At 65.3% G+C, this 21900-nt stretch carries 20 protein-coding genes; 8 read left to right on the forward strand and 12 right to left on the reverse strand.

Annotated elements, in window-relative coordinates; translation table 11 throughout:
• Nucleotides 1-46: 46 nt before the first annotated feature.
• The 4 genes from JY96_RS07630 to rsmI form a co-directional block, all read right to left on the reverse strand.
• On the reverse strand, nucleotides 47-988 hold the full coding sequence (locus JY96_RS07630; protein ID WP_035036335.1) for a lipase secretion chaperone: 942 nt from the start codon (nucleotides 986-988) through the stop codon (nucleotides 47-49).
• Nucleotides 989-1167: 179 nt separating this feature from the next.
• Nucleotides 1168-2115 (reverse strand): triacylglycerol lipase, encoded by a 948-nt coding sequence (locus JY96_RS07635; RefSeq protein WP_035036338.1) that lies wholly within the window; start codon nucleotides 2113-2115, stop codon nucleotides 1168-1170.
• 267 nt (nucleotides 2116-2382) lie between these two features.
• The gene (locus JY96_RS07640; RefSeq protein WP_052162251.1) at nucleotides 2383-3348 is read right to left on the reverse strand and encodes a triacylglycerol lipase; all 966 of its coding nucleotides are present in this window, start codon (nucleotides 3346-3348) and stop codon (nucleotides 2383-2385) included.
• 146 nt (nucleotides 3349-3494) lie between these two features.
• Complete coding sequence (gene rsmI, locus JY96_RS07645; RefSeq protein WP_035036340.1) at nucleotides 3495-4406, reverse strand: 16S rRNA (cytidine(1402)-2'-O)-methyltransferase; 912 nt, start codon at nucleotides 4404-4406, stop codon at nucleotides 3495-3497.
• A 1-nt stretch (nucleotide 4407) separates the two neighbouring features.
• On the opposite strand from rsmI, the gene JY96_RS07650 reads away from it, so the two are divergent.
• From JY96_RS07650 to JY96_RS07660, 3 genes are read left to right on the forward strand one after another with little or no spacing between them, the layout of a single operon-like run.
• The gene (locus JY96_RS07650) at nucleotides 4408-4785 is read left to right on the forward strand and encodes a YraN family protein (RefSeq protein WP_235333875.1); all 378 of its coding nucleotides are present in this window, start codon (nucleotides 4408-4410) and stop codon (nucleotides 4783-4785) included.
• Nucleotides 4786-4821: 36 nt separating this feature from the next.
• On the forward strand, nucleotides 4822-5400 hold the full coding sequence (locus JY96_RS07655) for an SIS domain-containing protein (RefSeq protein WP_035041642.1): 579 nt from the start codon (nucleotides 4822-4824) through the stop codon (nucleotides 5398-5400).
• Complete coding sequence (locus JY96_RS07660) at nucleotides 5400-6032, forward strand: BON domain-containing protein (RefSeq protein WP_035036346.1); 633 nt, start codon at nucleotides 5400-5402, stop codon at nucleotides 6030-6032. The genes JY96_RS07655 and JY96_RS07660 overlap by 1 nt, the downstream gene beginning before the upstream one ends.
• Nucleotides 6033-6392: 360 nt before the next feature.
• Here the strand turns inward: JY96_RS07660 and JY96_RS23520 are convergent, their stop codons facing one another.
• The 5 genes from JY96_RS23520 to JY96_RS07685 form a co-directional block, all read right to left on the reverse strand.
• Complete coding sequence (locus JY96_RS23520) at nucleotides 6393-6626, reverse strand: hypothetical protein (protein WP_161784259.1); 234 nt, start codon at nucleotides 6624-6626, stop codon at nucleotides 6393-6395.
• A gap of 344 nt (nucleotides 6627-6970) precedes the next feature.
• Complete coding sequence (locus JY96_RS07670; RefSeq protein WP_035041644.1) at nucleotides 6971-7870, reverse strand: NAD(P)-dependent oxidoreductase; 900 nt, start codon at nucleotides 7868-7870, stop codon at nucleotides 6971-6973.
• Between the two features lie 71 nt (nucleotides 7871-7941).
• Nucleotides 7942-9078: a PilT/PilU family type 4a pilus ATPase gene (locus JY96_RS07675; protein WP_035036352.1), complete on the reverse strand. Its 1137-nt coding sequence runs from the start codon at nucleotides 9076-9078 to the stop codon at nucleotides 7942-7944.
• 47 nt (nucleotides 9079-9125) lie between these two features.
• Entirely contained in the window at nucleotides 9126-9779 is a 654-nt protein-coding gene (locus JY96_RS07680; protein ID WP_035036356.1) for a Crp/Fnr family transcriptional regulator, read from the reverse strand.
• Between the two features lie 2 nt (nucleotides 9780-9781).
• Complete coding sequence (locus JY96_RS07685; RefSeq protein WP_035036359.1) at nucleotides 9782-10825, reverse strand: type IV pilus twitching motility protein PilT; 1044 nt, start codon at nucleotides 10823-10825, stop codon at nucleotides 9782-9784.
• 36 nt (nucleotides 10826-10861) lie between these two features.
• Between JY96_RS07685 and JY96_RS07690 the strand changes: the two genes are divergently transcribed.
• The 4 genes from JY96_RS07690 to proC are packed head-to-tail and all read left to right on the forward strand — an operon-like array spanning nucleotide 10862 to nucleotide 15021.
• Nucleotides 10862-11548 carry a YggS family pyridoxal phosphate-dependent enzyme gene (locus tag JY96_RS07690; protein ID WP_035036361.1) on the forward strand — a complete coding sequence of 229 codons (687 nt, stop codon included), beginning with the start codon at nucleotides 10862-10864 and terminating at the stop codon, nucleotides 11546-11548.
• Between the two features lie 39 nt (nucleotides 11549-11587).
• The gene (locus tag JY96_RS07695) at nucleotides 11588-12328 is read left to right on the forward strand and encodes a response regulator transcription factor (RefSeq protein ID WP_035036363.1); all 741 of its coding nucleotides are present in this window, start codon (nucleotides 11588-11590) and stop codon (nucleotides 12326-12328) included.
• Complete coding sequence (locus JY96_RS07700; protein ID WP_035036365.1) at nucleotides 12325-14181, forward strand: hybrid sensor histidine kinase/response regulator; 1857 nt, start codon at nucleotides 12325-12327, stop codon at nucleotides 14179-14181. The genes JY96_RS07695 and JY96_RS07700 overlap by 4 nt, the downstream gene beginning before the upstream one ends.
• A gap of 9 nt (nucleotides 14182-14190) precedes the next feature.
• Nucleotides 14191-15021, forward strand: coding sequence for a pyrroline-5-carboxylate reductase (proC, locus tag JY96_RS07705; RefSeq protein ID WP_035036367.1), 831 nt, complete (start codon nucleotides 14191-14193; stop codon nucleotides 15019-15021).
• A gap of 437 nt (nucleotides 15022-15458) precedes the next feature.
• On the opposite strand, the gene ubiA is transcribed toward proC, so the two are convergent.
• Nucleotides 15459-16346, reverse strand: a complete 888-nt coding sequence (gene ubiA, locus JY96_RS07710; protein ID WP_235333876.1) for a 4-hydroxybenzoate octaprenyltransferase — start codon at nucleotides 16344-16346, stop codon at nucleotides 15459-15461.
• Between the two features lie 115 nt (nucleotides 16347-16461).
• Between ubiA and JY96_RS07715 the strand changes: the two genes are divergently transcribed.
• Nucleotides 16462-17223, forward strand: coding sequence for a SapC family protein (locus JY96_RS07715; protein ID WP_035036369.1), 762 nt, complete (start codon nucleotides 16462-16464; stop codon nucleotides 17221-17223).
• On the opposite strand, the gene JY96_RS07720 is transcribed toward JY96_RS07715, so the two are convergent.
• Together JY96_RS07720 and JY96_RS07725 are read right to left on the reverse strand one after the other, a co-directional pair.
• Nucleotides 17217-18767: an efflux transporter outer membrane subunit gene (locus tag JY96_RS07720; protein ID WP_035036373.1), complete on the reverse strand. Its 1551-nt coding sequence runs from the start codon at nucleotides 18765-18767 to the stop codon at nucleotides 17217-17219. The two genes, JY96_RS07715 and JY96_RS07720, sit on opposite strands and share 7 nt — an antisense overlap.
• Nucleotides 18760-21900 (reverse strand): efflux RND transporter permease subunit, encoded by a 3141-nt coding sequence (locus JY96_RS07725; RefSeq protein ID WP_035036376.1) that lies wholly within the window; start codon nucleotides 21898-21900, stop codon nucleotides 18760-18762. Before JY96_RS07725 ends, JY96_RS07720 begins: the two co-directional genes overlap by 8 nt.

Below are 21900 nucleotides of genomic sequence, written 5' to 3' on the forward strand. Positions count from 1 at the left end.
CACCCCACCTGACTATTCACGGGGTATCTACCGTGTCAGAGATGCCTCACAGGTGAAGAAGGGCCTGGACGCGCAGGTACTCGTCGGGCTTGAAGTTGTTGTTGATGTAGGCCTGCATGTCCTGCTTGCGCTGGGCGTCCGACAGGTTGGGCGAACCCTTGAGGCGATCCCATTCGGCGCGGGCACCGGCGAGGCGACGCTCCCAGTCGGCCCATTCTTCGTCGGCCTTGGCCAGGCGGTCGGCAGCGGCTTCGCCATAGCGGGCCACGCGCTCGGCGCGCACGGCGGCCGGGTCCTTGCCGGGCGCCATCTGGGGCACGGGCTCTCCAGGGTCAGGTGGCGGCGGCAGGCCGGATTCGAGTTGGTCGTAGTACTGCTTGAAGTGCTGCTCGTCCTGATCGAAGAAGGCCTTGGCCCAGTCGGCACCCAGGATCTGACGGCGTACGGCCTTCTGCTCCTCGAAGACAGGCATCCAGGTGCTGCGGTCGGACTGGTCGAACCGGTTGCGCCAGGCGTAGGTGCGCAGCTGCCAGTACTTGTCCCAGATGGCCATGATCTCGTTGGCCAGTTGCTCGCCGTGCGCCTTGCGCGCTTCGTCGGCCACCAGGGCCTTGATGTCGGCGATGCTCACCTCGCCCAGGCCCAGGATGTAGTACTCGAAGCGTTTGCGCAGCTCAGGGCAGGGGCTGAGCTTGGCAGAGGCCACGCACCAGTCACCCGAAGGTTCGGTGCCGGCGAAGGAGCCATCCCTGAACAGGCGGGTGCGCACTTGTTCCGGGGTCAGGGCTGCGGCGGGTGCGGAGCCTGCACCAGCGGGCGCATCAGGGGTGGGGCTGATCATGCTCCATCCGGAAGCACCGGGGGTACCGCTGCCTGCCGGCGCATCGGCCGCGCCCTTGTGGGCCACCCAGGCGGCCATGGCCACGGCGGCAAGGGCCAGTGCCCCCACCGTCTTCCATCCACGCATCTGCATCGCGGGCATCTTCATGTTTCTCCAAGCACTTCCGACAGAGGCGCTGTTTCACGCCTTGCGAACCCATTGTGGCGGGTCCGTGTTTCAGTCATACACAGGGCAATCGCCCAGTTCGGCAACGAACAAAGGCCGATCCCCCTCGAATGAAGGATCGACCTTGTGGCGCATGGGCGATCAGCCCGCGCGAGCCCCAATCAGAGGAAGGCCCACTTCAGGCGGTTGGCGTGCTGGACGTAGAAGGCCACGGGATCAGCCGCGCCAGAGCCGATGGTACCCAGGACCTGGTTGATTTCGTCCAGATGGTTCCAGGTGTAGTTGTCCTTGATGACCTTGCCCCAGTGGCTGGAACACCGCGACACCAGGCCGTCGTTGGCCTCGCCCTTGAAGTAGTCGGCGGTGTAGGCCAGCAAGGCATCGGACACGTCCCAGCCATTGGTCTTGACCGAGGTGCCGGAGAACGAGTACCAGTTCATGCTGTTGCCGGCGATCTTGGCCGTGAGCGGGCCGCTGCCGCAGGTGGTGGTGGGCGCGCCGACCGGGAACTTGGCGTTGAAGGCCGCTGCACCCGGCGTGCTCAGCGCGTTGAGCGCAGTCAGCAGGTCGGTCTGGCTGGTGGTCTTGTTGCCGGTCAGCCAGGAGATCAGCTTCAGGCCGGCGGTCGCGGCGGTGTCGAAGGTGCCGCCCGGGGTGGTGTTGGCCAGGATGTCGTCGGCGACCTTGGAGCCGAAGTGCGTGCCGGCCATGGTGCTGACCGAGGCCACCATGGAGGGCACGGTGCCGGCGGCGTAGCGCACGGTGGGGCCGCCATGGCTGTGGCCGATCAGGTTGAACTTCTTGACGCCGTCCTTGGCGGCCCACTGCTTCATCTGCTGGATCAGCTCTTCACCACGGAATTCGGTGGTCTGCGAGGGGTTGACCGAGGCGATGTAGACGGTGGCGCCTTCGTTGCGCAGGGCGCTGGGGATTTGATAGAAGTACTGGATACCCAGCACGTTGTCAAAGCCGATGAAGCCGTGGACCAGCACGATGGGGTACTTGGTCTTGGCGGTGGTGCCGGCGTGGGCTGCCGGGGCGACGGACATGGCCGCGGCAGTCATGGCCACGGCCGTGCAGAGGGTTTTGAGGGAAGCGTTGAATGGCATGCTTGGACTCCTTGTGCTCGCCTGCTTGCGCTTGGTTGACGTTTATCGATCAGCAGGCGAGTGGAGTATCAATACAGGGGTCTAAACACGACGCAGGGCATACCCGATAGAACGGGGAAGTCCTCTCCCACGGTAGTTGTAGCCCCTCATAACAAAGTTGTGGCGTCGGGCAATGTGGTGTCGCGATGAGCACAAAAAAGCCGGCCCCCGAAAGAGGGCCGGCTCGAAAAGGACGGTTCGGAAGGGTTCAAAGGACCGGTGACAGGCTCACAAGCCCGCCAGCTTCAGACGGTTGGCCTGCTGCTTGTAGAAGGCCACAGGGTCCGGGGCATCCTTGCCCACGATGCCCAGGACCTGGTTGACTTCGTCCAGGTGGTTCCAGGCGTAGTTGTCCTTGATGACCTTGCCCCAGTGGCTGGAACAGCGCGCCACCAGGCCGTCGTTGGGCTCGCCCTTGAAGTAGTCGGCGGTGTAGGCCAGGATGGCATCGGAAATGTCCCAGCCATTGGTCTTGACCGAGGTGCCCGAGAACGAGTACCAGCGCATGCTGTTGCCGTTCACGCTGGCCACTTCGGGGCCGCTGCCGCAGGTGGTGGTCGGGGCACCAACCGGGAACTTGGCATTGAAGGCTTCGGAGCCCTTGGTGCTCAAGGCGTTGAGCGCTGTGAGCAGATCAGCCTGCTTGTAGGTGGTATTGCCGGTGAGCCAGCCGATGAGTTGCAGGCCCGCGGTGGCCAGCTTGTCAAACGTGCCGTCGGGCGTGGTGCTGGCCAGGATGTCGTCAGCGACCTTGGAGCCGAAGTGGGTGGCCGCCATGGTGCTGACCGAGGCCACCATGGAGGGCACGGTGCCGGCGGCGTAACGCACGGTGGGGCCGCCATGGCTGTGGCCGATCAGGTTGAACTTCTTGACGCCGTCCTTGGCGGCCCACTGCTTCATCTGCTGGACCAGCTCTTCGCCGCGGAACTCGGTGGTCTGCGAAGGGTTGACCGAGGCGATGTAGACGGTGGCGCCGTCGTCACGCAGGGCCTTGGGGATTTGATAGAAGTACTGGATGCCCAGCACGTTGTCGAAACCGATGAAGCCGTGGACCAGCACGATGGGGTACTTGGTCTTGGAGGCCGGGCTCAGCAGGCTCGACAAAGACAACTGGGCATGCGCGGGTGCGGCGGCCACGGCGGCGGCGGTCAGCGCAACAGCGGCGCAGATGCGGCGAAGGGATGAAGACGTCATGGAAGCTCTCCTCGATAAGGCACCGCTCGTGATGGCGGCTGAGCTTCATTCTTGGCCTGACGTTAAATATTGCCCCCAGGGTTAATGCTCAATACGAGGGTTGCCCCTCAACGCACTCAAGGGGTCTTCGACTGATCACGCCAGGCTCAGTCCGATTCGCCGAGATCCTGATCGGCCTGGCGATGCGCCAGGGCAACGTCGTACAGCGCCTTGCGCGGCAAGCCGGCCGCGTCGGCGACCAGACCGGCGGCCTGCTTGACAGGGATGTGGCGCACCAGTTCGGCCAGGATGGCCTCCATCGCGGGAGACAACGCCTGGGAGTCCTGCGCCGAGGGCACGGCATGCACGACCAGCACGAACTCGCCGCGCAGGCGGTTGGCATCGCCCTTGAGCCAGTCGGCCATGGTGGTGATGTCCATCGTGGTGATGCTCTCGAACTGCTTGGTCAGCTCGCGACAGACGGTGACGCGGCCCTGGGGCAGCACTTCGGCCAGCTCGGTGGCCAGGGCTTCGATGCGGTGCGGCGCCTCGAACAGCACCACGCTGTGGTCCTGGCCCAGCACCTCACGCAGGGCGTTGACGCGGGCGGCGCCTTTGGAGGGCAGGAAGCCCAGGAAGCGAAAGCCCTGGGCGTGGGCATCACCGGCCACACTCATGGCAGTGGTGACGCTGCTGGCGCCAGGCAGGGCCACCACAGGCAGGCCCGCCAGTTGCGCCGCGTGAACCAGGTGGGCGCCGGGGTCGGAGACGGCAGGCGTGCCGGCGTCACTCACATAAGCCACGCGTTGGCCTGCTTGCAGCAGCGCCAGCACACCTTGCGCACCGCCCACTTCGTTGTGCTGGTGCAGCGCGATCAGCTTTTTGTCGAGCCCCAGGTGACGCAGCAGGTTGCCGGTGACACGGGTGTCTTCGCAGGCCACGACGTCCACCAGGCTGAGCACATGCAGGGCGCGCAGGCTCATGTCGGCCAGGTTGCCGATGGGCGTGGCGACCAGGTAGAGCGCACCTTTGGGATACTGCTGGCTGCCGGCCACCTGGTGAGCCGCCTGGAGCAGCATATTGGCATCAAAGGTCACAACGAAATCCCGGGGAGATGAGGGAGAAGACAAGGCACTGGTCTATTTGCAAGGCCAGGGCCTGACGCTGGTCGAACGCAATTATCGGGTGGCGCGCGGCCCGAGCGCCCGCGGCGCCGAAGTGGACCTGATCATGCGTGACCGCGACGGCACCTTGGTGTTCGTGGAGGTGCGCGTGCGCAGTGGCGCGGACCATGGCGGCGCAGCGGCCACCGTCAGCCGCGGCAAACAGCGCAAATGCATCATGGGGGCGCAGTATTACCTGATGAACCTGCGCGAATGGCCGCCCTGCCGCTTCGACGTGGTCGCCATCGATGGTGAAGCTTTACATTGGATCCCCGCAGCCTTTGATGCGTCCTGAAACATGCAGGGCTTACCCTGACTTATGATCCGCGCCATGCCGGACTCCCATTTTCAGCAGACATCGCTTCAGCAACCCTTGCTGGAGACCGCCGACTGGCTCTACCAATCGTCAGACCGCCTGGCGCAGCAACTCAACTATGCCGCGCAGGCCATCATGCACACCATCACCTCTGGTGGACGTGTGCTGTGTGCCGGCGAGGGCGAGGCCGCCTGGCTGGCGCAACAGGCCGCGTCGCTGCTGGTCAATGGCTCGGGGCGCGAGCGCCCTCCCCTGGCCGCACATGCGCTGATCCCGCCCCAAGGTGGCGCGCAAGCCTCGCTGACGCAGCAGGTGCGGGCGCTGGGCCACCCGGGTGACGTGTGGCTGGCGTTTTCGATGGAGCGCGACGAGGCCGACCTGCGTACCGCCACGGAAGCCGCGCGCGACAACGACCTGACCCTGGTTGCCTTCACGGGAGAAAGCGCCCGAACCCTGGGGCCCTTGATGCGTGACACGGATGTCTGGGTGCCCCTGCCCGGCACCCGCCCTGAAACCCTGTTTGCCACGGGCTGGCTGGCCTTGCATGGCCTGTGCGCTGCCGTGGACACCCATTTGCTTGGAGAGGATGCCTGATGTTCCAGACGATCACGAAACAACGCACGCTGCGCTGGGTTGCCGCCGCCGTGCTGACCATGGGCAGCCTGTCTGCCTGCGCGCCGCTGGTGCTGGGCACCGCCGTGGGTAGCGCCTTCGTGGCGACCGATCGCCGCACGTCGGGGATGCAGCTGGAAGACCAGACCATCGAGATCAAGGCCAGCAACCGCATCAAGGATGCGATTGGTAGCCTGGGCCATGTCAATGTGAATGCGTACAACCGCTGGATCTTGCTGACCGGCGAGGTGCCCACGGAGGCAGACAAGACCGCTGCCGAGCAGGCGGCGCGTGCGGTGGAGAACGTGTCCAACGTCTACAACGAGTTGACGGTGAGCCTCAACAGTTCGCTGGGGTCACGCTCGAGTGATGTGCTGCTGGCGGGCAAGATCAAGGCGACGCTGGTGGATGCGCGCGACATCATCTCGAATGCGTTCAGCGTGGTGGTGGAGCGCGGCGATGTGTTCATCATGGGTCTGGTCACCGAGCGCGAGGCGAATCGTGCGGCTGAACTGGCGGCCAGCGTGAAGGGCGTGAACCGGGTGGTGAAGGTGATGCAGATCATCAGCGAGGATGAGCTGGCTCGCAAGCTGCCGCGGCCACCGCAGCAGTAAGCGCAAGGTGATGGAGAGGCCGCAGAGATGCGGCCTTTTTTGTTTTGACCGGGTGATGCCAGGTCATGGCGGCTCTCGTGCTGAATCGTGCATTGGGTGAGACGCTTTTTCGGTGGAGCGTTTTGTCGGCAGAGCGCGAGGCGGGGGCCGAGCCGGCATCCGTCCAGGCTTCATGTTGGTGGCCCCGCAAAGCGGGGCTGCCTTGCGATGCTCGTGGCAAGGTGGGGCCCTCCAACTCGCTGCGCGGCTGCGCCGCTGCGCTCAAACATATCGGGCCAGTCAGTTGACGAAGCGCGCTGCGCGCGCCCACCTCGCCACTGCGCTTCTCAGCACCAACAAGGCGCCCGGCCAGATGCCGGCTCAGCCCTTTTCCGCCTCGCTGGTGACATGCATAGGCCCGCGTTCTGGCGGAAGCATGGGGCAAGCTTTGATAAGGCCGGTCGTGCGGATGCGGATGCGGATGCGGATGCGGATGCGGATGCGGATGCGGATGCGGATGTCATGATCGTTTGCCTCCACCTGACCTTTACCGCGCGACTCCATCACTGTTGGATCACCATTACGCGCAGCGCCAGCCACCGTGGCGATACTCAAGCGGGGCGATAAAAGGCTGAGGTGGTGTGCGGCTGGGCGCCTTGGGGACGCCGAGACGCGCAGTGGCGAGGTGGGCACGCGCAGCGTGCATCGTCCATCTGACTGGCCCGATATGTTTGAGCGCAGCGGCACAGCCGCGTAGCGAGTTAGAGGGCCCCACCTCGTCACGAGCATCGCAGGGTAGTCCTGCCTGCGGCAGGACCGTCAACATGAAGCCCAGCCGCATGCCACCTCAGCCGCGCCCTGCGCTGCAACGAAAAAGCGCGCACCAATCAAGCAGGCACGCAGCAGCCTCATCTCACCAGATCCAATAGCGTCGACGGAAAGTTTCTGCGACGACTCTTTCAACGCAAACGCTTGATCAAGCTCGACGTATCCAGCCTGCCGCCGCCCATGGCCTGCACATCCGCATAGAACTGGTCGATCAAGGCCGTCACCGGCAAACGCGAGCCCTGCCGGCGCCCTTCTTCCAGCACCAGCCCCAGGTCCTTGCGCATCCAGTCCACCGCAAAACCAAAGTCGAACTCGTCCTTGATCATGGTGGGCCCGCGGTTGACCATCTGCCAGCTGCTGGCCGCCCCCTGGGAGATCACCTCGATCACCTGCTGCATGTCCAGCCCGGCCTTCTGACCGAAAGCCAGCGCCTCGGCCAGGCTCTGCAGCACGCCGCCCACGCAGATCTGGTTGACCATCTTGGCGAGCTGCCCCGAACCACTGTCACCCAGCAAGGTCACGGCGCGCGAGTAAGCCGCGATCACCGGCTTGACGCGGTCAAACGCGTAAGCCGCGCCACCACACATCACCGTTAGCACCCCATTGATGGCGCCCAGGTTGCCACCCGACACGGGCGCATCCACAAACGAGCACCCGTGTTCCAGCGCCAGGTGCGACAGTTCACGCGCCACCTCGGCCGAGGTCGTGGTGTGGTCCACCAGCACCCCGCCCTTGGGCAAGGTCTGCAGGGCGCCTTCGGGGCCGCTGACCACCTCGCGCAGGTCATCGTCATTGCCCACACAGGTGATCACGATCTCCGCGCCTTGTGCCGCTTCGGCCGGCGTGGACGCCTGCTTGCCGCCATGCTCGGCCACCCAGGCACGTGCCTTGGCCGCTGTGCGGTTGTAGACGGTCACATCATGACCCGCACGCAGCAGGTGCACGGCCATGGGCGCGCCCATGGTGCCCAGGCCAATGAAGGCCACCTTGCGGGCGGTTGAAGGTTCGTAGGTCTTGTCGGCAGCGGTCATCGGCATCAACTCCATGGCGGATGGCCGATTCTGTCAGAGCCTGCGATGGCCCGCCGCCTGATCGATCAGGATCAGACGATCTTGAAGTGCTCGGTGCCGGCGGCCAGATCGGTGTTGCGTGCGCGGTGGCTGTTGAGCTTGATCTGCAGACGCAAGTCGTTGACCGAGTCCGCGTTGCGCAGCGCGTCCTCGTAGGTGACGTAGTTGCCTTCGTACAGGTCGAACAAGGCCTGGTCGAAGGTCTGCATGCCCAGCTCGCGCGACTTCTTCATGATCTCCTTGATCTCGCCCACCTCACCCTTGAAGATGAGGTCGGAGATCAACGGCGTGTTGAGCAGGATCTCGACGGCGGCCGCCCGGCCCTTGCCCTCCTGACGCGGCAGCAGGCGCTGCGAGACCAGGCCCTTGAGGTTGAGCGACAAGTCCATCAACAGCTGGGCGCGGCGCTCTTCGGGGAAGAAGTTGATGATGCGGTCCAGCGCCTGGTTGGCGCTGTTGGCGTGCAGCGTGGCCATGCACAGGTGGCCGGTTTCGGCGAACTGCACGGCGTGCTCCATGGTCTCGCGGTCGCGGATTTCGCCCATCAGGATCACGTCGGGCGCCTGGCGCAGGGTGTTCTTGAGCGCCATCTCCCAGCCATCGGTGTCGATGCCGATCTCGCGCTGGGTGACGATGCAGTTCTTGTGCGGGTGCACGAATTCAACCGGGTCTTCCAGCGTGATGATGTGGCCGAACGAGTTCTCGTTGCGGTGGTCCACCATGGCGGCCAAGGTGGTGGATTTGCCCGAGCCCGTGGCGCCCACCAGGATGACCAGGCCGCGCTTGGTCATGACCAGCTCCTTGAGCACCTGGGGCAGGCCCATGCCGTCCACCGTGGGCAGCTGTTGGGGGATCACACGCAGCACGAGGCCGACGTGGCCTTGCTGGATGAAGGCATTGACGCGGAAACGGCCCACGCCACCCGGCGAGATCGCGAAGTTGCACTCCTTGGTGCGCTCGAACTCGGCGGCCTGCTTGTCGTTCATGATGGACCGCGCCAGCGCCATGGTGTGCCCCGGGTTCAAGGGCTGGGGCGAGACCTTGGTGACCTTGCCGTCCACCTTGATGGCGGGCGGGAATTCGGCCGTCAGGAACAGGTCGGAGCCACCACGCGTCACGAGCAGCTTGAGCAAGTCGTTGATGAATTTCGAGGCCTGGTCGCGTTCCATGATGGGTCCTGCCTAAATCTTGGTTCGGTGGGGTGAATGATGCGGCCTCAGCCGGCTGTGAGCAAGGCGCCCAGCCGCGCACTGAGCTGGCGCATGCGCAGGGACAGGCGGCGTGCCGTGGAGGTCATCAAGGCCAGGCCCAGACGGGGCTCTTCAATGGCCAGTTCGTCCAGCGCGCTGTTGCTCAGCACGGCCAGCGAGCAGCGGCTCAGGGTGAGGCAGGAGGCGAAACGCGCGCCGGCATCCAGCAGCGACATCTCGCCCAGCACATCGCCCTCGCGGGCTTCGGCCAGGCGGGCGCGCGCGCCGGTGGGCTGCACGCGGTCCACGGCCACCAGGCCTTCCAGCACGATGAGGGCGTAGTCACCCTTTTCTTCCTGCACGATGAGCTCGCGCCCAGGCGGCACGGTCACGAAATCCAGGTGCTCGATCAGCTTGCGGTGGTCTTCAGGGGCCAGCGAGGCCATGAGGACGTCCTTGCCCCAGGCCTTGAGCAGCAGGCCGAGGCCCACTTCAGGGTCCAGCGCGTGGGCGCCCACGGCCAGGCCGCGGGCCGTCCAGGCGGAGCTGGCCTTGCTGATCTCGGGCCGCTCCATGAACTGGGTGGCGAAATAACCTTCGTCGTCTGCCTTGGCTTCGGCGGGGGCCTCCCCCTGCCGGCCAGCTGTGTTGAGCGAGAAACGATCAAACAACCGCTTCATGCTCAACCTGGGAAGTTTTCGGGGATCTTGGCCTTGGCGCGCGCCTCGGCGGGCGAGATCACATTGCGGCGGACCAGGTCCGTCAGGTTCTGGTCCAGCGTCTGCATGCCCAGGCTGTTACCCGTCTGGATCGACGAGTACATCTGGGCGATCTTGTTTTCGCGGATCAGGTTGCGGATGGCGGGCGTGCCGATCATGATCTCGTGCGCGGCCACGCGGCCCGATCCGTCCTTGGTCTTGCACAGCGTTTGCGAGATCACGGCCTGCAGCGATTCGGACAACATGGCGCGAACCATGTCCTTTTCAGCGGCGGGGAACACGTCGACCACGCGGTCGATGGTCTTGGCGGCCGAGGACGTGTGCAGCGTGCCGAACACCAGGTGGCCGGTTTCGGCGGCGGTCAGCGCCAGGCGGATGGTTTCCAGGTCACGCATTTCGCCCACGAGGATGGCGTCCGGGTCTTCACGCAAGGCCGAGCGCAGCGCGTTGGCAAAGCTCATGGTGTGCGGGCCGACTTCGCGCTGGTTGATCAGACACTTCTTGGACTCGTGCACGAATTCGATCGGGTCTTCCACGGTCAGGATGTGGCCGTACTCGGACTCGTTGAGGTGGTTGACCATGGCCGCCAGCGTGGTGGACTTGCCCGAGCCGGTTGGCCCCGTCACCAGCACCAGACCGCGCGGCTTCATGGCCAGATCCTGGAAGACCTTGGGCGCGTTGAGCTGCTCCAGCGTCAGGATCTTGGAAGGAATCGTCCGGAACACGGCGCCGGCGCCGCGGTTCTGGTTGAAGGCGTTGACCCGGAAACGCGCCAGGCCCTGGATCTCGAAGGAGAAGTCGCACTCCAGCGTCTCTTCGTACATCTTGCGCTGGGCGTCGTTCATGATGTCGTACACCATGTCATGGACCTGCTTGTGGTCCAGCGCGTCGACGTTGATGCGCCGCACGTCACCGTGCACCCGGATCATCGGCGGCAGGCCTGCAGACAAGTGCAAGTCAGATGCCTTGTTTTTGACCGAGAACGAAAGCAGTTGGGTGATATCCATGGATGATGACAACCTGACAAATCGTGACAGACCATTATGGCGACGATCGCAAGCAACCTACAACTCGTGACAGCGCGGATAAACCAGGCTTGTTCGCGCGTTGGGCGCCGGCCTGACAGTGTGACCTTGCTGGCCGTGAGCAAAACGTTTCCAGCTGAAACAGTGCGGGAAGCCTTTCACGCTGGTCAAAGAAAATTCGGCGAAAACTACGTCCAGGAGGCGCTCGACAAGATCGCCGCGCTGGCGGACCTGCGTGATCAGATCGAGTGGCACATGATCGGGCCGCTGCAGAGCAACAAGACCCGCGTGGTGGCCGAGGCCTTCGACTGGGTGCACACCATCGACCGGCTCAAGATCGCGCAGCGCCTGAACGAGCAGCGCCCGGCGCACCTGCCACCGCTGCAGGTGTGCATCCAGGTCAACACCAGTGGCGAGGCCAGCAAGAGCGGCGTGGCGCCCGACGAGGCCCTGGCGCTGGCCCAGGCCGTGAGCGCCCTGCCCCGCCTGAGGCTGCGCGGCGTGATGGCCCTGCCCGCCCCCACCACCGACCCGGCGTTGCAAAAAGCGCAACTGCACGCGGTACGTGTCGTGTTTGATGACCTCAAAATCAAGGGTTTGCCCCTGGACACCTTGTCAATGGGGATGAGCGCTGATCTCGAAGCCGCCGTGGAGGAGGGATCCTCCATGTTGAGGGTGGGTACGGCCCTATTTGGGAACCGTTAATGCCAAATTAAGATGAGCTCGTCTCATAAGGACCTTGGTATGGACGATCCGCGAGCCCCCCACTATTTGTTGGTTGATGACCACAGCCTGATCCGCGAAGGCATGATGCAGGCCATCCGCAGCCTGGACCCCTCCGCGCGTTTCTCGCACGCCAACACGCTGCAAGGCGCCTTGAGCAAGCTGGTGGACGCCGGCATCGACGACCCGATCGACGTGGTCCTGCTGGACCTGGGTCTGCCCGACAGCCGCGGCATGGCCACGCTGCAGGCCGTACGCGCCGCCGCCCCGACCCAGCGCATCGGCATCATCACCGGGCAAAGCGACGTGCAGATCGCCCTGGAATGCATCCACCACGGTGCTTCGTGCTTCATCCCCAAGCTGGCCGAGATCGACGGTTTCATGAGCGCGCTGCGCGCTCTGGTGGAAGGCCGCCTGCACTTCCCCTCCGAGTTGCTGTCACCCAGCGATGTGGAATGGCCTGCACCGGCCGACGACACGCCGCCCCGCGTGATCCGCCTGACGCCGCGCCAGAAGGACGTGCTGCAGTGGATCCTCAAGGGTTGCACCAACCACGCGATTGCCTCGGCCCTGGGCATCAGCGCCGAGACGGTCAAGCTGCATGTCAGCGCGATCTTCCGTGCCTACGGCGTGCACAGCCGCACGCAACTGGTGCTGCTGTGCTCGCGCAGCCCGTCCGCCCTGCCTTCGTCGGACGACGATGACGCACTGCACACCCAGCCCCAGGGCTTGAACGAGACGGCCAGGGAAACGGCTGCGTGAGCATCCTGCGGCGCTCGCTTCGGGGCCTGTCTCCGATCGAGGCCCGCATCGACCTGCAGATGTTGCAGGACAGCTGGCGCACGTCCCCGGGTGGCCTGATCGGCCAGTTCATCGGCCTGATCGTGCTGGGCTGGATGATCCACGACTGGCCCGTGCCGACCTGGCACTGGCTGCTGCCCGCCACAGGCCTCATCACCGTGTGGACCATTGTCGTGATGATGGCGCGGCACTTTCGCCGCTTCGGCATCCCCGCTTCCGGCTATGAGCGCTGGCGCCTGAGCCTGCTGTGGTGGCACGGCGCCCAGAGCCTGCTATGGGGCCTGATGGCCATCGCGCTGTTGGGCGTGGCCAGCGCGGGCTGGAAGCTCACCTTCGTGGCGGCCATCATCGTGTATGGCTACACCATCATGCTGGTGGTGGTGCACGACTGGGCGGTGGCCTTCCTGGGCAGCGGGCCGTTGTTGGTCATGGCCGCCGGCCGCCTGCTGGTGGACCAGGAGCCCAGCTCCAACTACCTGGCCGTGGTGATGACGGTGTCGCTCATCACCTGCATGATCGTGTCGATGGGCATCAGCCGCCGCCTGCGTGAGGGCGCCTTGTTGCGCCACGAAAACGCTGACCTGGTGCTGCAACTGCGCGACGAGATCAACAAGGTCACCCAGGCCAAAGCCCGCGCTGAAACCGCCGACCGGCAAAAGGGCGAGTTCTTCGCCTCGGCCAGCCACGACCTGCGCCAGCCGCTGCACGTGATGATGCTGCTGGCCAGTGCGCTCAAGCCACACGTGGACGAGCAGGAGGGCGCGCCCTTGCTGGCCAAGATCCACACGGCGCTGGGCTCGCTGAGCACCATGTTCGAGAAGATGTTCGACGTGGCCCGCATTGACGCGCAGCGCATCGACTACCGCGCCCAGGCCCTGCCGCTGGCCGCGCTGTGGTCACGGTTGGACAACGAATTCTCGGTGCTGTGCGAGAACAAGGGCCTGCGATGGCGCATGGACGTGACCGATGACTGGGTGCAGGCCGACCCGCATGTGCTGGAGCGCATCTTGCGCAACCTGCTCAACAACGCGGTGCGCTACACCGAAAAAGGCGAGGTGCGCCTGAGAGCCCGGGCCCGTGGCCCTTCGGTCATGTGCCAGGTGTGGGATACCGGCGTGGGCGTGCAACGCCAGCACCGCCACCGCATCTTCGAGGATTATTTCCAGGCCTACAACCAGGGCCGGCGCAGCAGCGAAGGCCTGGGGCTGGGCCTGGCCGTGGTGCGGCGCCTGAGCATGCTGGGGCCCACGCCGGTGACGCTGCTGTCGCGGCCCGGGCGAGGCTCGTGTTTCTCGGTGCGCCTGCCGCGCCTGATCCCGGCTGGCTCGGAGGGCCTGGTGACGCGCCACGCCGAGCCGGTGCACCGTGCGGCGGAAGCCAAGCCTTTGGCCACGCCCCAGCAGCGCGACAAGACGGGCGGCGTGATCGTGCTGATCGACGATGAACCGGAAGTGCTGGAAGGCACCTCGCTGGTGCTGCGGCAGCAGGGCTGGCAGGTGGCGGCCGCGAGCACGCCCGACGGCGCGCTGGATGCCGTCATCCACCTGCAGGAAAACGGTGTGATGCCCGAAGGCGACATGCCCGTGGCCCTGATCAGCGACCACCGGCTGGGCTTGTCGGTCAATGGTCTGGAGGCCATCAAGCAGTTGCGCTACGAGTTCGGCGACGAGTTGCCTGCGTTTTTGCTCACAGGCGAAGCCACGCCGGGCCTGGCCAACGATGCCCAGGCTGCCCGCGTGCACCTGCTGCACAAGCCCATTCAAGCCGAACGCCTGCTGCGGCTGCTGAAAGAAGCCACCACAGATGCGGCATGATGGCGGGTTATGAGCACCCCCACGACCACCCCCATCGACATCGCATTCATCGGCGGCGGCAACATGGCCACCGCCATCATCGGCGGCCTGCTGCGCCAGGGCCGTAACCCGGCCTCCATCCTGGTCATCGACCCGATGGCCGAGCAGCGCACGCGCCTGACGCAAACGCTGGGCGTGCAGACGGCGGAAGGCCCCAGCCCGGCTTTGACACAAGCCCGCACGGTGGTGTGGGCCGTCAAGCCGCAGCAGTTCAAGGACGCCGCCCACACGTATGCCAAGCTGATCGGCCACGCCCTGCATTACAGCGTGATGGCGGGCCTGCGCACCGACGACATGGCAAACCTGCTGGGCACACCGCGTATCGTGCGCGCCATGCCCAACACGCCGGCGCTGGTCGGCCAGGGCATGACGGGGCTGTTTGCACGCAGCGAGGTCAGCGTGGTGGAACGCGAAGCCATCCAGCACATGGTGGAGCCCACGGGGCAAGCCATGTGGGTGCAGCAGGAGGCTGATCTGGATGCGGTGACGGCGCTGTCGGGCTCGGGCCCGGCGTATGTGTTCTATTTCATCGAGGCCATGATGCAGGCGGCGCAGGACATGGGGCTGAGCGCAGAGCAAGGCCGCCAATTGGCGCTGGCCACGTTTGGTGGCGCCACCACGCTGGCGGCGCAGTCCACGGATGCGCCCTCGGTGTTGCGTGAGCGTGTGACGTCCAAGGGCGGCACGACGTATGCAGCGCTGACCAGCATGGAAACGGCTGGGGTGAAGGCCGCGTTCATTGCGGCGATGCGGGCGGCGCAGAAGCGGGCAGGTGAGCTGGGGGATGAGTTCGGGCGCTGATCGCCTTGTTGCGCTTGATGCGCTTGCCACGCGCGAGGTTTAGAGCGTCTTTTCGATGCAGCGCGGGGCGCGGGCGGAGCCGGTCGCCCCGCTGGTGGCGTGCCGACAGGGACCGTGGCATGCGGAGAGCAGGGTGAAACAGGATGAGGCGGTGGGCGCTGGGCGATTTCGGTGGCGTCGAGGAGCACAGCGGCGAGCTTGGCGTGCGCAGCACGCCTCCACCAACTGACTCGCTGGGACTGTTTGACCAGAGCGAACGCCGTTCGCGGCGGGAGTTTCCCAGCGCAAGCTCGCCGCGCGCACCGCAGAGCAGTCCTGCGCAGCGGGACCGCCAACGTATGAGCCCGGCGCCCACCGACTCATCCGCACCCTGCGGTTGCCCCGACAAAGCGCACCAACCCAGGCACGCCAACCAAGAGCGCCCTCAACAACACGGGTCAACGCCCCAACGACGAGCCCCAAGCCGTATCCACCAGCACCCCCAGCCAAACCGTCAGCCCCAACCAGTGGTTGAGCCGGAAGGCCTTGAAGCAATCCTCACGCACCCGGCCCTTGATCAGCCAGCCATGCCACAGCGCCTGCCCAGCCGCCACTGCCAATGACAGCTCATAAAAAACACCGCGCCCACTGAGCCGCCCCACCTGGTACCAACAAACCAGGCACAAGGCATAAAAGCCCATCACCCCGATCACATCGAAGCGCCCCAGCGTGATCGCCGACGTGCGGATGCCGATCTTCAAGTCGTCATTACGGTCCACCATGGCGTACTCGGTGTCGTAGGCCAGCACCCAGGCCAGGTTGCCCACCATCAGCCACCACACCACAGGTGGCACCTGCTGCTGGATCGCCGCATACGCCATCGGGATGCCGAAGCTGAAGGCCACGCCCAGCACCGCCTGCGGCATCGAGAAAAAGCGCTTCGTAAACGGGTAGACGATGGTGACAGCCAGCGCGCCAAACGACATCGCAATCGTCAGCGCATTGGTGGTCAGCACCAGCCCGAAGGCCACCAGCGACAGCACCGCGCCCACAGCCAAGGCTTCTTTCACCGAAATGCGCCCACTGGTGATGGGCCGCTGCGCGGTGCGCTGCACGTGCAGGTCGAAATCCTTGTCGGCCACGTCGTTGACGGCACAACCCGCGCTGCGCATCAGGATCGTGCCCAGCGTGAACACCAACAGCAGGTGCCAGCCCGGGAAACCGCCCGCCGCCAGCCACAAGGCCACATAAGTCGGCCACAACAACAGCAGCCAGCCCTGAGGCCGGTTCCAGCGGATGAGATCGAGGTAGAGCGACCAGCGGTCGCGCAAGGTCAAGGTAGTCACGGCCATCATTATCGCGACATGGCCCGGCGTTTACCCGCAAGCGGCATCAATCTGTCATCCATTCGGACTATGCTGAGCTGAACGTGCCCTTGTGCACGCCAGACCTGGATCAAACATGAAGACACTGATGATGTACGAACGCCTGGTCCCGCTGGACCGCGAACAACACCGCACCCTGCGCGTCCACCAGGGTGCAGGCGGCCTGAGCTTTGCCCGCGAGACCAACTCGATGCTGCTGGCCGCCTCCGAACTGCCGCTGGCGGCGCTGGACTACCCTTGCGTGTTCGTGCAGGCCGATGCGAGCCACACGCTGGTGTCCATCGTGGGCCTGCGCGACAAGGAAAACCTGATGATCGAGCCTGATGGCAACTGGGCCGAGCAGCACTACGTGCCCGCCTTCGTGCGCCGCTACCCCTTCGTGCTGGCCGAACAACCCGGCCAGGCCCAGATGACCGTCTGCCTGGACGAAGCCTTTGATGGCCTGGACCAGACACAAGGCGAGGCCCTGTTCGATGTACAAGGCCAGGCCACGCCTTATCTGCAGCAACTGCAGCAGTTCCTGCTGTCGTACCACCAGGACATGCTGGCCACCGCCCGTTTCGCCCAGCATCTGGCCGACCTGGGCCTGCTGGTCGAGCGCAGCATCGATTGCAAGATCAATGGCGCGAGCATGACGCTCAATGGCTTCAAGGTGGTGGACGAGACCAAGCTGCGCGCCCTGCCGCCGGATACGGTTCAGTCGCTGTTTGCCTCAGGTGCGCTGGGCTGGGTGCACGCCCACCTGCTGTCACTCAACAACGTGAACAAGCTGAGCGCGCGACTGGGTCACAAGCTGCTGGCGGCAACGGATGCCGCCCCCAGCCCCACCACTCACTGAGCGCTGGCCTGGGTGCTGCCTGCCTGCCAGCCACCACCCAGCGCCTTGTACACGCTGATGTGCGCCTGCTGGCGCGCCAGTTGCGCCGCGATCAAGGCCTGCTGGGCCGAGAACAGCGCGCGCTGCGCATCCAGCAGATCCAGCTGGCTGGCCACGCCGGTGTCATAGCGCAAGGTCGACAAGCGCAAGCGCGCGGCTTCGGCCTGGGCCTGGGCCAGTTGGGCCTGCGCCTGCTCGGCATAGGTGCGGCGCGCCACCAGGGCATCGGCCACTTCCTTGAAAGCGGTCTGGATGGCCTTGTCGTACTGCGCCACAGCGATGTCGCGCTTGACCTTGGCCACATCCACACCGGCTGCGGCCCGGCCCGCATCAAAAATGGGCACGGTCACCGAGGGCGCGAAACTCCAGGCGTTGCGGCCATCATTGAACAGCCCCGACAGCGAATCGCTGACCACGCCGGCGCTGGCCGTCAGGCTGATGCGCGGGAAGCGGGCCGCGCGCGCCGCACCGATGTTGGCGTTGGCGCTGATCAGCTGCTGTTCGGCCTGGGCGATGTCCGGGCGCTGCAGCAGCACGTCGGATGACAAGCCCACGGGCAGCTCGCTCAGGTCAGGCCAGAGCGTGGCCTGCACGGTCTGTGCGGCGGCCTGGCTGTCCTTGCTGGTGGCTGCGGCCTGCATGCTGTTGGCGTCAGGCACCGGTGGCAACAGGTCAGTGGGCGCGGGGCTGCCCAGCAGCAGGCTCAAGGCGTTGAGATCCTGTGCCCATTGGCGTTGCGCCTGGGCACGGGTCACACGAGCGGCTTCGACCAGGGACTGGGCTGAGCGCAGGTCCAGCTCGTTGAGCACGCCGCTGTCGAACTTCAGCTGCTGCAGCTTGAGCGAGTCCTGGCGTGTGGTGAGCGTCTGCTCGGTCAAGGCCAGTTGCCAGCGGTCGGCCCACAAGGCGTAGTAGGCATTGGCCACCGAGGCGACCAGGCTGATGTGCACCGTCTTGCGCGCTTCTTCAGAAGCCACCACTTGCGCGGCCGCCGCTTCACTCAAGGCCTTGACGCGGCCGAACAGGTCCAACTCGAAAGCGGACACCGTGACACCGCCCGTCACCGTGGTGGTCAACGGATAGGGCGATGCGCTCGAAGGCTGGCGAGTGCCGCTGATGCTGCCGTTGAGCGTCGGGAAGCGGTCGGCGTTCTGGATCTGGTAGGCCGCGCGCAACTGGTCGATGTTGAGCACCGCCACCCGCAAGTCGCGGTTGTTGTCCAGCGCCAGGCGGATCAGGCCTTGCAGGCGGGTATCCGGGAAGTAAGTGGCCCAGGGCAGGTCCACCACGGCGCGGGCGGCTTGTGCGTCGGTCGGGGTGCTGGCGGCACCACCGGCAGCAGCGCTCGCTGCCTCTTGAGGCAACTGGGCGGGCACCGCCATGGCAGGCCGCTCGTACACCGGCACCATGGAGCAACCCGACATCAGCAGCACGGCGCTGGCAACCAGGGCACTCAGCAAGGCCGGGCGCATGGCCGGCTTGGAGGGCGTGAACGGCTTATTCATGTTGAGACTCCACTGCAGCAGTGGCAGCTTCAGCGCGCGGCGGCTTGGCCGGGAAGAAGCGACGCACCACCACGAAGAACACGGGCACGAAGAACACGGCCAGCACGGTGGCGGCGATCATGCCGCTCATCACGCCGGTACCGATGGCGCGCTGGCTGGCCGCGCCTGCACCGCTGGAGACCACCAGGGGCAGCACCCCGAGGATGAAGGCCACCGAGGTCATGATGATCGGGCGGAAGCGCAGGTGGCAGGCTTGCAAGGTGGCGTCCAGCACGCTCATGCCCTTGCTTTGCAGCTCACGCGCAAACTCGATGATCAGGATGGCGTTCTTGGCCGACAAGCCGATGATGGTGATCAGACCCACCTTGAAGAACACGTCGTTGGGCAGGTCACGCAGGTTGGCACCCAGCAGCGAACCCAGCACACCCAGCGGCACCACCAGCATCACCGCAAACGGGATGGACCAGCTTTCATACAGCGCGGCCAGGCACAGGAACACGGCCAGCAAGGAGAAGGCCAGCAGCGTGGTGGCTTGCGAACCCGACAACTGCTCTTCACGCGACAAGCCCGTCCACTCGATGCCGATGCCCGGGGGCAGCTTGGCAGCCATGGCTTCCATCTCGGCAATGGCCTGACCCGTGGACGATCCGGGCGCGGCATCACCGGCCAGGCGCATGGCAGGGTAGCCGTTGTAGCGCACGGCCTGCATCTGGCCGGTCACCCAGCGTGCCCGCACGAAGGATGACAGCGGCACGCTCTGACCCTGGTTGTTGGTCACGTTGAGCTGCAGGATCTGCTCGGGCTGCATGCGGGCCTTGGCATCGGCCTGCACCACCACACGCTGCAGGCGAGCCTGGTTGGGGAAGTCGTTGATGTAGGCCGAACCCAAGGCGGTAGACAGCGTCGAGCTGATCGCGTCGAAGCTCACGCCCAGGGCATAGGCCTTCTCGCGGTCGATGTCCAGCTGCACTTGCGGCGCGTCTTCCAGGCCGTCAGGGCGCAAGCCCGTCACCACCTTGCTCTCGCGGGCCATGCCCAGCAACTGGTTGCGCGCCGCCAGCAAGGCGTCGTGACCCAGGCCACCACGGTCCTGCAGGCGCAGGGCAAAGCCGGTGGCGTTACCCAGTTCGCGGATCGGCGGCGGGTTCAGCGGGTAGATGAAGGCGTCACGGATGCCCATCAAGGCGCCGAAGGCACGCTTGGCCAGGGCTTGCGAGGAATGCGCCTCACCCTTGCGCTGGTCGAAGTCCTTCAAGGTGACGAAGCCCAGCGCCGCGTTCTGGCCAGTGCCGGAGAAGCTGAAGCCAACCACGCCCACCACCGAAGCCACCTCGGGCTGCTTCATGAAGTAGTCCTCCACCTGCGCGATCACGGCCTCGGTGCGAGGGGTGGTGGCGCCAGGCGGCAGCTGCACGTTGACGATCAGGTTGCCCTGGTCTTCATTGGGCAGGAAGGCAGACGGCATGCGCACATACAACCAGCCCACCACGCCCACGATCAGCACGTAGACGATCAGCACACGGCCACCACGGCGCACCAGCTTGGCCGCGAAGTTTTCGTAGCCATGCGTGGTCGACGTGAAGAAGCGGTTGAACCAGCCGAAGAAGCCGCCCTTTTCATGGTGGTCATCGGGCACGGGCTTGAGCAGCGTGGCGCACAAGGCCGGTGTCAGCGACAAGGCCAGGAAGGCCGAGAACAGCATCGAAGCCACCATCGACAGCGAGAACTGGCGATAGATGTTGCCCACCGAGCCGGCGAAGAAGGCCATCGGGATGAACACGGACACCAGCACCACGGTGATGCCGATGATGGCGCCACTGATCTGGCTCATGGCCTTCTTGGTGGCCTCGTAAGGCGACAGGCCCTCTTGCGCCATCAGGCGCTCGACGTTCTCCACCACCACGATGGCGTCGTCCACCAGGATACCGATGGCCAGCACCATGCCGAACATGGTCAGCACGTTGATCGAGAAGCCCGCCACCGACATCACACCGAAGGTGCCCAGCAGCGCCACGGGCACCACCAGCGTCGGGATCAGCGTGTAGCGGAAGTTCTGCAGGAACAGGTACATCACCAGGAAGACCAGGATCACGGCCTCCACCAGCGTCTCCACCACCTGGCTGATTGACACCTGGATGAAGCCCGAGGTGTCATACGGGAAGGAGTAGCTCACGCCTTGCGGGAAGTACTTCTGCAGTTCGATCATGCGGGCCTTGACCAGCTTGGCCGACTCCAGCGCGTTACCCGTGGGCGAGAGCTGCACGGCCATGCCGACAGCGGGCTTGCCGTTGAGGCGCGCGTAGGTGCCATAGGTCTGGCCGCCGAGTTCGAGGCGGGCCACGTCCTTGAGGCGCACGGTGGAGCCGTCCGGCTTGGCGCGCAGCACGATGTTGGCGAACTGGTCGACGTTCTCCAGCTGGCCATTGACCACCACGGTGGCGGTCATGGTCTGGTCGATCAGGTTGGGGCGGTCACCCAGGGCACCTGCGGGCACCAGGCTGTTTTGGGCCTTGATGGCGGCGTTCACCTCGGCCACGCTCAAGCCATAGGACACCAGCTTGGCCGGGTCCACCCAGACACGCATGGCGCGCTCGGTGCCGTACAGCTGCACCTGGCCGATGCCCTTGACGCGTTGCAGCTCGGGCAGGATGTTGCGCGAGGCATAGTCACCCAGGGCCACCGGGTCATAAGCCGGGTTGGTGGACGACAGCATCACGAACAGCAGCACGTTGCTGCGCGACTTGTCGACCTTCACGCCCTGCTGCGTCACGGCAGCGGGCAGGCGTGGCGAGGCACGAGACAGGCGGTTCTGCACGTCCACCTGGGCCAGGTCGATGTTGGTGCCCGTTTCGAAGGTGACGGTGATCGAGCCCGTGCCGTTGGCCTGGCTGACCGATTCCATATAAGCCAGGCCGGGCGAGCCGTTGAGCTCCTGCTCGATCACGCTGATGACGCTTTCGTCCAGCGTCTTGGCCGAGGCGCCAGGGTAAGTGGCACTGATGACCACGGAAGGCGGCGCCACCGTGGGGTACTGCGCAATGGGCAGCTGGGTGATGGCCACCCCGCCGAACACCAGGATGAACAGCGCGATCACCCAGGCAAAGATGGGCCTGTCAATGAAGAAGCGTGGCAT

It is taken from the genome of Aquabacterium sp. NJ1 (assembly GCF_000768065.1).
Classification (GTDB): domain Bacteria; phylum Pseudomonadota; class Gammaproteobacteria; order Burkholderiales; family Burkholderiaceae_C; genus Aquabacterium.